Origin of the sequence: Salinibacillus kushneri, from assembly GCF_900111405.1 — a bacterium.
GTDB classification, from domain to species: domain Bacteria; phylum Bacillota; class Bacilli; order Bacillales; family Alkalibacillaceae; genus Salinibacillus; species Salinibacillus kushneri.
In genome coordinates this window covers 390,985-405,188 of sequence record NZ_FOHJ01000002.1, presented here as the reverse complement: position 1 = coordinate 405,188, position 14,204 = coordinate 390,985, and the positions used below count along the sequence as shown (strand labels likewise).

Annotated in this window: 14 protein-coding genes and 1 riboswitch; of the genes, 1 reads left to right on the top strand and 13 read right to left on the bottom strand. The window is 39.7% G+C overall.

Annotation, left to right across the window (positions count from 1 at the left end; translation table 11 throughout):
* Positions 1-2: 2 nt before the first annotated feature.
* Genes hisA through hisZ form a run of 5 tightly spaced genes read right to left on the bottom strand, consistent with a single transcriptional unit; the run spans position 3 to position 3,606 of the window.
* Positions 3-707, bottom strand: a complete 705-nt coding sequence (hisA, locus tag BMX63_RS04550; RefSeq protein WP_093132408.1) for a 1-(5-phosphoribosyl)-5-[(5-phosphoribosylamino)methylideneamino]imidazole-4-carboxamide isomerase — start codon at positions 705-707, stop codon at positions 3-5.
* Positions 704-1,321 carry an imidazole glycerol phosphate synthase subunit HisH gene (gene hisH, locus BMX63_RS04545; protein WP_093132406.1) on the bottom strand — a complete coding sequence of 206 codons (618 nt, stop codon included), beginning with the start codon at positions 1,319-1,321 and terminating at the stop codon, positions 704-706. The genes hisA and hisH overlap by 4 nt, the downstream gene beginning before the upstream one ends.
* Before the next feature lie 23 nt (positions 1,322-1,344).
* Entirely contained in the window at positions 1,345-1,929 is a 585-nt protein-coding gene (hisB, locus tag BMX63_RS04540; RefSeq protein ID WP_093132404.1) for an imidazoleglycerol-phosphate dehydratase HisB, read from the bottom strand.
* Between the two features lie 17 nt (positions 1,930-1,946).
* On the bottom strand, positions 1,947-2,585 hold the full coding sequence (gene hisG / locus BMX63_RS04535) for an ATP phosphoribosyltransferase (RefSeq protein WP_093132402.1): 639 nt from the start codon (positions 2,583-2,585) through the stop codon (positions 1,947-1,949).
* A gap of 22 nt (positions 2,586-2,607) precedes the next feature.
* Positions 2,608-3,606 carry an ATP phosphoribosyltransferase regulatory subunit gene (hisZ, locus tag BMX63_RS04530; protein ID WP_093132400.1) on the bottom strand — a complete coding sequence of 333 codons (999 nt, stop codon included), beginning with the start codon at positions 3,604-3,606 and terminating at the stop codon, positions 2,608-2,610.
* 153 nt (positions 3,607-3,759) lie between these two features.
* On the opposite strand from hisZ, the gene BMX63_RS04525 reads away from it, so the two are divergent.
* Positions 3,760-4,545 carry a histidinol-phosphatase HisJ family protein gene (locus tag BMX63_RS04525; RefSeq protein ID WP_093132398.1) on the top strand — a complete coding sequence of 262 codons (786 nt, stop codon included), beginning with the start codon at positions 3,760-3,762 and terminating at the stop codon, positions 4,543-4,545.
* 123 nt (positions 4,546-4,668) lie between these two features.
* Here the strand turns inward: BMX63_RS04525 and BMX63_RS04520 are convergent, their stop codons facing one another.
* The 8 genes from BMX63_RS04520 to leuC all read right to left on the bottom strand — a co-directional run bounded on the left by BMX63_RS04520 (position 4,669) and on the right by leuC (position 14,175).
* The gene (locus BMX63_RS04520; RefSeq protein ID WP_342731482.1) at positions 4,669-5,484 is read right to left on the bottom strand and encodes a DUF368 domain-containing protein; all 816 of its coding nucleotides are present in this window, start codon (positions 5,482-5,484) and stop codon (positions 4,669-4,671) included.
* A 179-nt stretch (positions 5,485-5,663) separates the two neighbouring features.
* Positions 5,664-6,437, bottom strand: a complete 774-nt coding sequence (locus tag BMX63_RS04515; RefSeq protein WP_093132396.1) for an ABC transporter ATP-binding protein — start codon at positions 6,435-6,437, stop codon at positions 5,664-5,666.
* A gap of 10 nt (positions 6,438-6,447) precedes the next feature.
* Entirely contained in the window at positions 6,448-7,467 is a 1,020-nt protein-coding gene (locus tag BMX63_RS04510; RefSeq protein ID WP_245732716.1) for a FecCD family ABC transporter permease, read from the bottom strand.
* A gap of 52 nt (positions 7,468-7,519) precedes the next feature.
* The gene (locus BMX63_RS04505) at positions 7,520-8,497 is read right to left on the bottom strand and encodes an ABC transporter substrate-binding protein (protein ID WP_093132392.1); all 978 of its coding nucleotides are present in this window, start codon (positions 8,495-8,497) and stop codon (positions 7,520-7,522) included.
* Between the two features lie 158 nt (positions 8,498-8,655).
* Positions 8,656-8,840: riboswitch (cobalamin riboswitch) on the bottom strand.
* 323 nt (positions 8,841-9,163) lie between these two features.
* Positions 9,164-10,747, bottom strand: a complete 1,584-nt coding sequence (locus BMX63_RS04500) for a peptide chain release factor 3 (RefSeq protein ID WP_093132390.1) — start codon at positions 10,745-10,747, stop codon at positions 9,164-9,166.
* A 384-nt stretch (positions 10,748-11,131) separates the two neighbouring features.
* Positions 11,132-12,085 carry a threonine ammonia-lyase gene (ilvA, locus tag BMX63_RS04495; RefSeq protein WP_093132388.1) on the bottom strand — a complete coding sequence of 318 codons (954 nt, stop codon included), beginning with the start codon at positions 12,083-12,085 and terminating at the stop codon, positions 11,132-11,134.
* A gap of 56 nt (positions 12,086-12,141) precedes the next feature.
* Positions 12,142-12,729, bottom strand: a complete 588-nt coding sequence (gene leuD, locus BMX63_RS04490) for a 3-isopropylmalate dehydratase small subunit (protein ID WP_093132386.1) — start codon at positions 12,727-12,729, stop codon at positions 12,142-12,144.
* 27 nt (positions 12,730-12,756) lie between these two features.
* Positions 12,757-14,175: a 3-isopropylmalate dehydratase large subunit gene (gene leuC / locus BMX63_RS04485; RefSeq protein ID WP_093132384.1), complete on the bottom strand. Its 1,419-nt coding sequence runs from the start codon at positions 14,173-14,175 to the stop codon at positions 12,757-12,759.
* Positions 14,176-14,204: the final 29 nt, after the last annotated feature.

The following is a 14,204-nucleotide window of genomic DNA, read 5'->3' as shown; positions in this document are numbered from 1 at the left end:
CCTTACACTTCCTTTAGCTCTTTTAATTCTATTTTTCCTGTATACAATGCTTTGCCGATAATCGCTCCATACACCTTTAACTCTGATAGCTTTTGAACATCTGCTAAGCTTGAAATACCACCGGAGGCAATGACATTCATCCCGACATGCTGATTGATGTTATCTATTTCTTCAAAATTCGGGCCGGATAGCATCCCATCTTTACTAATATCCGTATAAATGATGGATTGAACACCGTTTGCTTCAAGCTCCTGCGCAAAATCCAGGGCCTTATGATTACTTGTCTTTGTCCAGCCATCGGTTGCCGCAAATCCATTTTTAGCATCAATGGAAACCGCAATTTTTTCCGGGTAGTTTGATACAGCTTCCTTAAGAAAAGCTTCATTTGTCAGAGCTGCTGTCCCTAAAATCATTCGCTGTACTCCTATTGAAGCAAGAGCGTGCACCTGATGGATGGTGCGAATGCCTCCACCAACCTGGATAGGAATATTGGTTTGATTAACTATTGATTCAATTGTACTCAAGTTCTCTGAAGTTCCGGATTTCGCTCCATCTAAATCAACCAAATGAAGAGCGTGAGCTCCTTTATCCACCCATTTTTCTCCCATTTCAACAGGATCTCCGTAAACATCCTCTTGATTGTAATCACCCTGAATTAATCGGACACATTTCCCATTGCGAATGTCGATAGCAGGATATAAAATCATGTAACCAGCTCCCCAAAGTTTTTCAATAGCTTCATCCCAACTTCACTGCTCTTTTCAGGATGAAATTGCATGCCGTAAACATTTCCTTTTTGAACAGCTGCCGGGAATCTTACTCCGTAATCGGACCAAAGGACCACCTCATCCTGTTTTTTTGGCTCTGCATAATAAGAATGAACAAAATAGGCATAATCCTTCTCGGAGATACCCGCTGATATCCCCTTTTCCAGATTTGCATTCGGATTAGGGATAAGCGTATTCCATCCCATATGGGGAACTTTCACATCGTCCTGAAATCTCACAATCTCACCTTCCAGCAGGCTTAAACCTGCCCATTTGCCATTTTCATAGCTCGTTTCAAAGAACAATTGGAGTCCTAAGCAAATCCCCAAGATTGGCTTTCCTTTTTTTACATTTTCCCTGATTGGATCTACCAAATCCAGGGACACCAGCTGGTCCATGGCATCTTGAAAGGCACCCACTCCCGGCAGGATAAGAGCATCACTTTCATTGATTTTTTCTTTACTGGATATGATTTCGGTTTTAAAGCCTAAAGTACTTAGGGCGTGCTGTACACTTTTTAGATTACCCGCTCCATAATCAATAATAGAAATCATCGCTTAACTCCTTTCCGAATGTTTTAAAGCATACCTTTAGTAGACCTAACACCATGAATACGCTCCTGTACGGCTGTTGCCTCATCCACAATCCGGCCGAATCCTTTAAAAATCGATTCAATGATATGGTGCCCATTTTTTCCATATAATAGATTAATATGTAGCGTCACGCCGGCATGATTGACAAAAGCACGAAAGAATTCCTCAACAAGCTCCGTATCAAATGGGCCTACTTTTTCCACCGGCATATCTACTTGAAAATGTAGATAAGGACGATTACTAATATCTAGGGTAATCATGGATAGCGCCTCATCCATAGGGGAGTGTTCCGTTGCGTAGCGGGTGATTCCCTTTTTATCACCTAGAGCCTCTTTAAATGCTTGCCCCAGAACAATCCCAACATCCTCTACTGTATGATGAAAATCCACTTCTATATCTCCCTGGCAATCAATCTCTAAATCTAAAAAACCATGATTGGAAAATAAGATGAGCATGTGGTTAAAAAAACCAATTCCAGTATCGATATCACTTTTACCCGTTCCATCTATATTTAGTGCTACTCTGATTTGGGTTTCAGCCGTTTCTCGTGATAATGTTGCTGTTCTCATGCTTTTCCTCCCTTTCCTCATACCATTTCCCGTTCTACAATAGACTGCATCTCTTCAATTAGCGAATGAATTCGGTCTGTTTTCGTTTTAAAGCTCGCTTTGTTTACTATTAAACGGGCACTGATTTCAGATATATCTTCCAAAACCACTAAACCATTTTCTTTTAAAGTCGTTCCCGTTTCCACAATATCGACAATGACATCCGACAAGCCAATAAGAGGAGCCAATTCTACAGATCCATTTAGCTTAATGGTCTCAATGGACATCCCTTTTTTATGATAAAAGTTTCTGGCTACATTCGGATATTTAGACGCTACAGTTATTTTGGAGGCAGAACCATAGGTATAATCTGGAAGGCCCGCAACGGCAAACTTACATTGTCCAAAGCCTAAATCTAATACCTCAAAAACATCTGCCCCACTTTCCAGCAATGTATCTTTTCCAACAATACCTATGTCCGCTGCTCCCTTTTCCACATAAGTAGGAACATCACTGGCTTTAACCAGTACAATTTGATAGATATTTTCCCGGTCATTGAAAATAAGCTTACGGCTATCCTTTGTGAAATCGGGAAATTCAATGCCTAACTTTTTAAATGCCTGCAAAGTAAAGGATTCTAATCTTCCTTTTCCTAATGCAATTGTAATTTCGTTCACACCTATACCACCTTTACACTCATTAGTTGACCTTCATCATGCTTAGTAAATCATCTAAGTAAAAACCAAAACCGGTTGCAGGTAAATCCCATCCAAATTGCCTGGTTAATTGGTCATAGCGTCCTCCAAGCACAACAGGCTTTCCATAGTTTTTTATAAAGCCTTGAAAAATAATTCCTGTATAATAATTCAAATGATTAATTAATCCCAGATCCAAGGATAAGAACTGCTGATATCCCTCTACGCTAAGCTTTTTATATACTTTGCGGAGACGGTCTAATTCGTGTTTCATTTCATCATTTAAAGCGAGCTTTTCAGCTTTTTCTAATACGACTTCTGGTGTTCCATACAATAATGGCATAGATAAAATGGCTTCCTTAAAAGTTGTATCTAAATCGATTTCGTCTAAAATTTTCTGCAGTTCGGACACATTTTTATTTTCAATTCGAGTCCGAATCTCCTGAAGCTGCTCCTCTGTAATGGTTGATAAATTCACCAGTTCTTTAAAATAATTCGCCTGACCCAAATCAATTTTAAAATCCTTAAAGCCTAATTCTTGCATCGAATTAATAGCAAGCTTAATTACCTCAACATCGGCGCTTACATCTGAACGGCCAAAGAGTTCGATACCAGCCTGGGTCAATTCACGATTTTGTAAGTCCTGTTCACGATCGTTCATTCGAAAGACATTAGTAAAATAGGATAAGCGTATATCGGAACTTTTAGACTGATAGTTTGTTGCGACCATTCTGGCAATCGGAATTGTAGCATCTGGACGTAAAACTAAAATCTTTCCATCCCGATCAATTAATTTAATCATTTTCTCCTTAGCAATTGTTCCTTTAATATCTAAAAACAGATCATAATATTCAAAAATCGGTGTTTGTACTCTGCGATATCCATTCTTCTGATAAAGCTGTTTCAGTGTAGATATCAGGCTTTCCTTCTTTTCTAATGCTGCGGAATCTAAGTCTGTCACTCCCTCTGGAATCCTCTTACTCTCATGTAACAAAACAACCATCCCTTTATGTCTTTATCATTTTATCGCTTTATCGCTTTATTTAATTAAAGTTATAGTGTATTGTAATCATTATAGAGAAATAAGTCAACCGTAAGAAGTATGAATTTGTCAAAATGGTCTGATAGAATAATAGATAGAGAGGATGTAAACGAAATGTTTGACTACCACGTACATAGCCGTTTTTCCGCAGACTGTGAAGCCTCTATGGAGGAAATGATACAAAACGCTATTGATAAAGGGATAGAAGAAATTTGCTTTACGGAACACATTGACTATGACTATCCTGATCCATCGATTACCTTTCACCTTGATTTAGAATCTTACCAGGAGAAGCTAAAGGAAATGCAGGATAAGTATGGGCAACAGATTACGATTAAAAAAGGTGTGGAACTTGGAGTTCAGCCTCATGTTTTAAAGGACTATGAGAATATGGTTGCAAATGAAGCGTTTGATTTTATCATTTGTTCCATGCACACGACGAACAGGCAGGATTTGCATTCTGGAGAATACTTTGAGGATAAAACACTTGACCAGGCATATGAACAGTACTACCGCGAATTTTTATCCTGTATTCAATCCTTTAAATCATACAGCATTCTCGGTCACTTGGATCTTGTAAAGCGGTATAAATATGAGCCGAATGTTCAATCCTTTTTGGATATCATAGAAGAAATTTTTAAGGTAATCATTCCTGAGGGCAAAGGAATTGAAGTCAATAATTCAGGGTTTAAATATGGATTAGGACAGGCGATGCCAAGTAAAGACATTTTAAAGCTCTACAAGGAGATGAATGGGGAAATTATAACAATCGGTTCAGATTCCCATGCCCCGAAAACTCTGGGAACCCACTATGAAGACACGCTTAAGATGTTAAAAGCTATTGGATTTAAATACGTGGCAACCTTTGAAAATCAAAAGCCGATTTTTCATAAAATGTAAGCCTTAAAAAGCATTTTGAACTTCCACCTGTCAAGTAGACAGTGAGTGGAGGAACGAACAAAAATTATGGCACCAATCCTTTACATAGGGTTGGTGCCAATGTATGCTGCTTAAGGCTTTCTCTTATTTGTATTCAAATCGTCCAAGACCTACAGCCGCAATCAAACCTATAGCAAAGGCTGCAATACTTAGAATCGACATCATCACATTCGTTTCAAATCCTGGAAATATAACGGCTACAGACCCAATAACCAAGCCGATAATTATTGCGTAGGCAGCATAATAGTAGTGCTCCAGAAAGTAGCGGATGATTTTACTGCATAATACAATTCCAGTAATAACGCCTAGTCCCACAGCACCTACAGCTATCAGTTCAATGTTTTTAATCGCATACATAACGGTTCCGAATGTACCAATCAATAATAAGAGCATGGAACCACTTATACCTGGCACAATCATAGCCATACTAGCGATAAAGCCAGAGAAGAATAAGGAGAGTAAAACCCGGGGGTTCGATACGTCCAAAATTTGTTCTGTTGGCTCATGAAAAAAAGCCAAAGATGCAACGAGTATCGTCGCAATAATCAACAGCACGTAATGCCCTCCGTTAAAGTTGTTCTTTACATCTGCCTTATGAAATAAATAAGGAAGAACACCAATTATAAGCCCCATAAAGAAAAAGTTCGTTTGATTGGGGTAATTATTAAGCAGCCAGCCAATGATATGACTGATGGTAAACAATGCAATCAAAATACCTGCACCTAATGGAATTAAAAAACCTAAATATTTTTTCCAATCCTTACTCAATATCCCATTAATGGACTTAATAAGTTGATCATAAATTCCTAATATCACAGCAATGGTGCCCCCACTTACACCTGGCACAGCATCACTGGCCCCCATTAACATTCCACGAAAAATATTCTTCCACTCAATCATAAATGCTTAGGCTCCTTTGACATCAATTACACTCTTTCCTATTTTATCATGCATAATTTAGCAGTAAACCCCCCTCCTTCCTTTCATGAGGGGCTATAGTTCGATGAGAAATTCCCAGAGCTTTTCACTAAAAAAAGGCTCATCTATCAAATCATTATGAAATACTTAGGGAAGTTAGTCTATCTGCTTGTCAACAATATCTGAGGCACATGATTTTTGGGATGCATAACAATTTCAGGTACTGTTTCATACACTCTTTCTAAAATGTCTTTTTGGATAACTTCTTCATTTGTTCCAATCTCTTCAATAACTCCTTGATTAAGCAAAATTAGTTCATCACTATATTGGGCAGCCAGGTTTAAATCATGTAACACCATGATTACCGTAAGTCCAGTCTCTTTTTGCCAGTGGTTTACGAGTTCCAGAATATTTAACTGGTGTCCAATATCAAGATAAGTAGTTGGTTCATCTAATAACAGAATTTGAGGCTCCTGCACCATCGCTTTAGCAATGGCTACTCTTTGTTTTTCACCGCCACTTAACGTATCTAAAAGCTGATTTTGTAAATGAGAGATGCCTGTTAAGTTAAGAACATCCTGGACCTTTTCTATATCGTGTGCACGCTCACGTTGATACCATTTTATATGAGGATACCGGCCCATTAAAACGGTATCAAAAACAGAAATAGGGGATGAAGGCAAACCATCCTGGGACAATACAGCCATTTTCTTAGCAATAGTCTTCTGTTTTAGATGTAGGATATTTTTATGATTACATTTCACTTCACCAGAGGTTGGTGTAAGAAGTCCTGATATAATTTTTAATAAGGTAGACTTCCCTGAACCATTTGGACCAATAATGCCGACACAAGTCCCTTTATCTACCTGAAACGTTATATCCTGCAGAACTTTTTTTTCGCTAAAATGTTTAGTTACGGAGTCAACAGTAAGCATATCGATCCTCCTAAAAATAATTCGATTTCTTTTTTCGAAGTAAATAACCAAAAAAGGGAGCACCTAAAAAGGCTGTAATGATCCCGATTGGTAATTCCCTCGGTTCAAGAATCGTTCTTGCAATGGTGTCTGCTCCTACTAAAAAAATTGCTCCGCCGAGAACTGATAAAGGGAGAATTATACGATAATCCGATCCAAACAGTAAACGAATCATATGAGGAATAATTAATCCAACAAAGCCTATTGTTCCGGAGACAGATACGGCTACTCCTGTTAGAAGTGAAGCCACAACCAATAAAATCAACCGAACCTTTTGAACAGAGACACCCGAATGATAAGCTGCCTCTTCTCCAAGTGCCAGCATATTTAGTTCTCTCGTTAAAAATGTTACAAACAGGATGGTAAGTAACACAAAAGGAAAAATAACGCGGTTATAGCTCCAATCAGTTAAGGAGAGACTACCCATCATCCAGTACATAATCGTTTGCATTTTTTCGTCAGATAGAGCCAGAATTAAGGATAACATCGAAGCGATAAAGGCCTGAACAACAACCCCTGCTAAAATTAGGGTTTCCATTTGCAAACGGTAATTGATTCTGGCTAATGTATAAACGACAAATAACGTGAGTAAACCCGAACCAAATGCAACAACAGGAAGTGTAAATTGACCCAGAACCATACTCTCAAAGCCAAATAATAAAACAAGAGCTGCACCAAGGGCTGAGCCTGAGGAAACCCCTAATATAAAGGGATCTGCCAATGGATTACGCAGCACTCCCTGATAGATGGCCCCTGCCATTGCAAGGGCGGCACCTACCAGCATACCTAAAATAATTCGAGGCATTCGAATATTCCAAATGATGGTTTCCGTCGAATCCTTCCACGTTTGCTCCATTCCGTCTCCTAAAAATGGAATATTAGATCCAATCACAAGCCATACGGTCATCATGTCAATATCGGCGCTTCCTATTGTTATACTAATCGTTACAGTTAATAGCAAAACGATCAGCAAAACTGGTATCCAAATCATAAGCTTTTGGGAGTAATTTTGAGGCCCTTTCATATCATTCCACTACTTTCCACTATTCCTGGTTAAACTTTTCAGGATACAAGTTTTCCGCTATCATTTGTAAACCTTCTGTTATACGAGGACCTGCCCGCTCTGTAATATCTGAATTTAACGGATACACCTGGTCATCCTTAATGGCTGTAATATCCTTCCATGATTCACGGTCTTTCACCTTCTGTACAGCATTTTCCACATAGCTTGCATACGTCAGGAAAATAACGTCAGGGTTCGCCTGAATGACTTCTTCCTCATTTACTTGAGGCCAGCCTTCCTGATCTGAAATAATATTCTTTCCACCTGCTGTTTCAACAAGCTCATTTAAAAATGTTCCGCTTCCTGCTGAAAAGAGCTCTTCACCTACTTCTATCCAAACGGTTTTTCGTTCATCGTCAGGAATATCCTGTACAGCTGATTTAACAGACTCAACATCCTCTTTCATAGATCCTACTACTTCATCTGCTTTTTCAACTGCTCCTGTTGCTTTACCAACCGTTTGAATATCTTCATACGTTTCCTCCAGGCTCTGGGCCCCTAATACCAGGACGTTTACCCCGTGCTCTCTTAATTGGCTAATTGCTTCTCCATTATTCACATCAGCAACCACTAAATCTGGTTCTAAGGAAATGATTTTTTCGGTATTTAACTCTAACCCGCCAACAGATTCAATCTCTGTTACTTCTTCAGGATAATTATCATTATCCGTGACACCAACTACTTTGTCACCAAGGTCTAAACCGAAGATAATTTCAGTTGCACTTGGGATGACAGAAATAATACGCTCTGGTTCTTCTTCAATCACAACTTCTTCACCAGAATCATCGGTTATGGTTACCGGAAATGCAGATTCACTTGCTGCTTCCTGATTATTCTCTGATTCTTCTGTTGTGTTTTCTTCCTGATTCGGTTCATCATCTGATGCACAGCCTAATAATCCAATCGAAACTAGTACAATGAAAAAAAGAAGTCCTAAAATCCTTAAACCTTGTCTCATTTACTCTCCTCCTATGTATAAAATTCGACAATTTTCGGGTGGTGACAGGCACTCAATCAAAAAGCCCCGATTTCGTTTTTAAAGAAATCGAGGCTTTCATACAATACTCGGCATAAATGAATCCGTTATGTTAGCCTTTCCCTTTAAACCCGAAGGAAAATCAGCTGGATAATAAGGCAGGTCTCCTGGCTTATGGTCATTGCTCCCTAAATCTTCCCATCATTTTGATAGTGATATCCTTAGGTCGCTCCCAATTACAGTGGCGGGACCGCGCCGGATTTTAACCGGACTTCCCTTTTAAGCGGACAATTCAATTGTCCTCACCCTATTATTCAATATTTGATTTTCATCTATTATTTATAATAGATGGGTTGGGTCATTTGGTCAATGTTTTTATTTATTCAACGAAAAAAGCACCACCACTTACGGTAGTGCTAAGAGTTCATTTCAATTCCAGATTTTTGGTTCAGTTCATAAACAACTTTTTTTCCATTTACCATAACTTCAACTACTGTAAGGGTTAATCGAATTGCATCCTTCATCACCATCACTCCCCTACAAGAGTAAGTTATATGAATAAAAAATCTACTAACATTCTATGAACAAAACCAAGATTTGCAACTGACAAATAGCTCATGAAATCAATTTGTTTGGTGAAACTCCCCTTTATTCTGTCCTTGGAGGCCGTTCTGATAAAACGATGTCTTCATTTTGATTTTGGAAGTACTCAAGATTAAAATCATTTTTGAAAAGCATCACAGGTCGATCTACATAATCATACACCATCATGTTAGTGCTTGTGCGTCTTAATTTTTCCGGAACATCTCCCTCTGCTATCCAACGTGCAATTTGATAGCTTAACGTATCCATCACAAGATCCACACCATATTCTGCCTTCATTCGATAAATAAATACATCAAATTGCAGCTGACCAACTGCCCCTAAAATGGTTTCTTCCATATGTGGCGTACGATAAACCTGAATGGCACCTTCCTGGGCAATTTGCTGGATTCCTTTTATATACTGTTTATGCTTCATCGCATTTTTAGGCCGGACTTTAGCAAAATGCTCTGGTGGAAATTGCGGTAAATCACCAAAGCTGAAGATATTTTTAGATCCACATACAGTATCTCCAATTTGATAAACACCCGGATCGTATAAGCCAATAATATCCCCGGCATAAGCCTCTTCTACATTCTCACGGCTATCAGCAAAGAACTGCTGAGGTAGAGCAAGCTTCATCTGCTTGCCTGTGCGATCGAGCCAGGTTGTCATTCCTTTTTCATATTTACCAGAACAAATACGTAAAAAGGCAATCCGGTCACGATGAGCAGGATCCATATTTGCTTGAATTTTAAACACAAAGCCTGAAAATTCTTCATCTGTTGGTTTAACAGTTCCTTTTGTTGATTCCCGAGTAGACGGTAATGGAGCCATTTCCAAAAAGTGCTCTAAAAATGTAGGTACACCAAAGCTTGACACAGCACTACCGAAGAAAACCGGTGTTTGTTTACCGTTCTCCACAGCTTCATAATCAAACTCATTTCCAGCCTCATCTACAAGCATTAAATCTTCCATTAACTGGTCAATGGTTTCCTGATCTGTCACTTTTTCAAGATGCTCTTGCAGCTCATCATAGTCTTCAATTGCCTGTGTTCCTACTTTTTCTCCATTATCATAGTACTCAATTTGCTTCTCAAATCGGTCATAAACCCCTGTAAACGTCGGACCCATTCCAATTGGATAGTTAATAGGAGTAGATTCAATACCTAATACCTCTTCAATTTCCTCAAACAACTCAAAAGGCTCCTTACCAAAACGGTCCATCTTATTAATAAATGTAAAAATTGGAATTCCCCGGTCCCGACAAACTTTAAATAATTTCTTCGTCTGTTCCTCAACACCTTTGGCTACGTCTAAAATCATAACCACACTGTCCACAGCCATCAGGGTTCGATAGGTATCCTCACTAAAATCCTGGTGACCAGGTGTATCAAGAATATTAATCTTATATCCCTGGTATTCAAACTGCATTACGCTTGATGTAACGGAAATTCCTCGTTGTTTTTCAAGCTCCATCCAGTCTGAGGTTGCAAATTTAGCTGATTTTTTTGCTTTTACAGAACCCGCTGTACGAATTGCTCCACCTAATAAAAGCATTTTTTCCGTTAGCGTTGTTTTCCCCGCATCAGGGTGAGAAATAATCGCAAACGTCTTACGTCTATCCACTTCCGTTTTCATATCCGTCATTATCGTAACTCCTTCTACAGATGTGTAATGATGTTTTTCCAAAAGTTCTTTTTCTGCTAAAGAAGTTTAGTATCACATTGGACTAAATCCCCATTTCCGTTTCTTAATTACAAACACTTCTACTATCATACCATAATGGCTGGTATTGCGTGAACTCACGATGATCCTGGAGTATATGGCTCACATTCAATCGGGAAAGTGGAATAATTGGATTTCCTTTGTTTACATTTTTGTCTAACCACTCATTTTTCATGTCCATTCTTTTGTTAATCCTGTCGATGGTATTCTTTATCTGTTCATGCCACTACATTCGGTTCTACAATCTCATTTACTAACCCATAAAAAATCCGGTTAATCCATTTCTGGACCAACCGGACGATTTCATTAAGCCAGACAAGATAATTGATTTTGCTGTGCTAAATGTTGAATGTGCGGCATTTTAGAAATATCCATATTTCCACCACTGACAATAATGCCACAATGCTTAGATTGAATGCGATGACCATGTGCCAAGAGAGCAGCAAATGCACTAGCGCCTGCTCCTTCAATTAAGGTCTTGCTTCTCTCCAGCATATAAACCATCGCGCCTGCAATGTCTTCATCCGAAACCGTTACAATGTCATCCACATATTTCTGAATGAGTGGGAAGGTTTGGATGCCTGGTTTTTTCACGGCAATGCCGTCTGCAATTGTGGAAACCTTTTTGGCCGATGATGCTCCTTTTTGATAGAAACGATTAAAGGTAGGACAAGCTCCCTCTGCCTGAACTCCAATAATCTTAATGTTCGGATTAATGTTCTTGGCTGCAACGGCGATTCCACTAATGAGACCACCACCACCAACAGGAACAATAATGGTGTCCAGTCCTGGCTCCTGTTGAAGCATCTCCAGAGCGATGGTGCCCTGACCAGCCATAACATCAGTATCATCAAAGGGATGCACAAAAACCGAGTTTTCCCTTTTCATTTCTTCCATCGCAGCTTCATAAGCCTCCTGAAAGGATTCTCCTGTTAACACAATTTGAGCACCATATCCTTTGGTCGCCTGTGCTTTAGCAGCTGGTGTTTTCTCTGGCATAAATATTTTCGAGGGAATACCTCGCTTGGTTGCTGCCAGCGCAACACCTTGTGCATGGTTTCCGGCAGATGCGGCAATAACCCCCCTTCTCTTTTCACTTTCTGAAAGCTGTGAAATTTTATTGGTAGCCCCTCTAATTTTAAAGGCTCCGGTTTTCTGCTGATTTTCCATCTTAAAATAAACCTGTTTCCCTGTTAATTGATTAATAGATGTTGACGTGGTAAGGGGGGTGCGATGAACAACATCAATCATTTGCTGCATCGCATCCGTGATTTTTTGACCTGTTAAGCAATTCCCAATGTCTTCACACTCCTCTATTATTTCCCTATATTTTGTTCAAATTGATCAATTTTATCCGCCTGTTTTAGCGTAACTGCAATTTCATCCCATCCATTTAGTAGCATTTCCTTTTGATAGGATGAAATTTCGAAGGTTTCCTGCAATTCCTCCGAATCCCGAACGGTTTGTTCTTCAAGATTGACAGTTAACTCATAAGCCTCCATTTCAGCCTTCTCTATTAAGTGCTGAATGATATCCTCTTTTAAGGTTACGGGCAAAATTCCATTTTTAAAACAATTATTATAAAATATATCCGCAAAGCTTGGTGCAAGAACCACTTTAAATCCATAGTCCTCTAAAGCCCAAGGTGCGTGCTCACGGGACGAACCACACCCGAAATTTTCACCAGCCACTAAAATGGAAGCTCCTTCATATTTTTTATCGTTAAGTGAAAAGTCCTCACGTGGCTGACCGTCGTCGTTGAAACGCCAGTTATAAAAAAGGAACTGACCGAACCCTTTTCGTTCAATACGCTTTAGAAACTGTTTGGGTATAATCTGATCGGTATCTACATTTGTTCGATTCAATGGATATACAAGTCCTTTATGAATGCGTAGTGGCTCCATGGCATTCCCTCCTTTGAAAAAAACACTTTAGCTTAAAACGGGTGAGTCCATTTGACGAACATCCACAAAACGACCTTCAATCGCTGCAGCTGCAGCCATCTCCGGACTAACCAAATGTGTTCTCGCACCGTTTCCCTGACGTCCTTCAAAGTTACGATTGGATGTGGAAGCGCAGCGTTCTCCTGGTGGTACTACATCATCATTCATCGCCAGGCACATACTACAGCCAGCATCACGCCATTCAAAGCCTGCCTGCTGAAAAATGACATCCAATCCTTCTTGTTCTGCAGCTGCCTTTACACTATGAGACCCGGGGACAACCATAGCCCGAACGGTATCTTTTACTTTTTTACCATGAACAATTTTGGCGGCTTTTTGTAAATCACTCAACCTAGAATTTGTACAGGAACCAATAAATACGTGTTCAATTTCTACAGAGGAAATTGGCTGATTAGGTGCTAAACCCATATAATCAAGCGCTCGCTCAATTGCCTCCTTCTCATTAGGTGTAGTGGCATCATCCGGGTTCGGTACCGACTCACTAACTGGAATACACATACTCGGGTTGGTTCCCCAAGTGACTTGCGGCTCGATTTCTTCAGCATCAATCTCAACCGTTGCGTCATAGGTAGCTCCTTCATCCGTTGCTAGTGTACACCACTCTTCTACCGCTGTATCGAAGTCCTCTCCTTGTGGTGAATGGCGTTTTCCCCGTAAATATTCAAAAGTGGTTTCATCTGGGCTGATTAGCCCTGCTCTAGCCCCAGCTTCAATCGACATATTACAAATCGTCATGCGCCCTTCCATAGAAAGGTTTCGTATGGCTTCTCCAGTATATTCAATAATATAGCCGGTACCAAAGCGAACACCATGTTTGGCAATAATGGCAAGTATGAGATCTTTAGCTGTCACTCCTTTGCCCAGATTGCCATTAACTTTTACATTTAATGTTTTAGGCTTTTGCTGCCAAATGGTTTGAGTCGCTAAAACATGTTCTACTTCACTCGTACCAATTCCAAATGCCAGAGCACCAAAGGCTCCATGTGTTGAGGTATGACTGTCTCCACAAACAATAGTTTTTCCTGGCTGCGTTAAGCCTAATTGTGGCCCAATGACATGCACAATTCCCTGATCGGGGTGGTCAATATCTGCAAGCGGAATAGCAAATTCCTCACAATTTTGCTTTAACGTCTCCATTTGGGTTTTGGATATTTGATCTTTGATTACATGACGATGAATAGTTGGTACATTATGATCCATAGTCGCATAAGTCCGGTCTGGACGACGTACCTTTCTGCCTTTCATACGCAGACCTTCAAAAGCCTGGGGCGAGGTAACTTCATGAACTAGATGCAAATCAATATATAGCAAATCCGGTTTATCCGGCTCTTGGTCTACAATATGACGCTGCCAAATTTTATCTATAATAGTTTGCGGTTTCTCCATGTGTTCAACTCCTTTCCGGGGACTGTCCC

What these genes read in the sequence shown, in the direction of transcription:
- leuD (WP_093132386.1), bottom strand. Translation starts at nt 12,729, where the DNA reads ATGGAGCCACTACGCATTCATAAAGGACTTGTATATCCATTGAATCGA.
- BMX63_RS04510 (WP_245732716.1), bottom strand. Translation starts at nt 7,467, where the DNA reads ATGATTTGGATACCAGTTTTGCTGATCGTTTTGCTATTAACTGTAACG.
- hisZ (WP_093132400.1), bottom strand. Translation starts at nt 3,606, where the DNA reads ATGGTTGTTTTGTTACATGAGAGTAAGAGGATTCCAGAGGGAGTGACA.
- leuC (WP_093132384.1), bottom strand. Translation starts at nt 14,175, where the DNA reads ATGGAGAAACCGCAAACTATTATAGATAAAATTTGGCAGCGTCATATT.
- hisB (WP_093132404.1), bottom strand. Translation starts at nt 1,929, where the DNA reads ATGAGAACAGCAACATTATCACGAGAAACGGCTGAAACCCAAATCAGA.
- hisA (WP_093132408.1), bottom strand. Translation starts at nt 707, where the DNA reads ATGATTTTATATCCTGCTATCGACATTCGCAATGGGAAATGTGTCCGA.
- hisH (WP_093132406.1), bottom strand. Translation starts at nt 1,321, where the DNA reads ATGATTTCTATTATTGATTATGGAGCGGGTAATCTAAAAAGTGTACAG.
- BMX63_RS04520 (WP_342731482.1), bottom strand. Translation starts at nt 5,484, where the DNA reads ATGATTGAGTGGAAGAATATTTTTCGTGGAATGTTAATGGGGGCCAGT.
- ilvA (WP_093132388.1), bottom strand. Translation starts at nt 12,085, where the DNA reads ATGCAGCAAATGATTGATGTTGTTCATCGCACCCCCCTTACCACGTCA.
- BMX63_RS04515 (WP_093132396.1), bottom strand. Translation starts at nt 6,437, where the DNA reads ATGCTTACTGTTGACTCCGTAACTAAACATTTTAGCGAAAAAAAAGTT.
- BMX63_RS04500 (WP_093132390.1), bottom strand. Translation starts at nt 10,747, where the DNA reads ATGACGGATATGAAAACGGAAGTGGATAGACGTAAGACGTTTGCGATT.
- BMX63_RS04505 (WP_093132392.1), bottom strand. Translation starts at nt 8,497, where the DNA reads ATGAGACAAGGTTTAAGGATTTTAGGACTTCTTTTTTTCATTGTACTA.
- BMX63_RS04525 (WP_093132398.1), top strand. Translation starts at nt 3,760, where the DNA reads ATGTTTGACTACCACGTACATAGCCGTTTTTCCGCAGACTGTGAAGCC.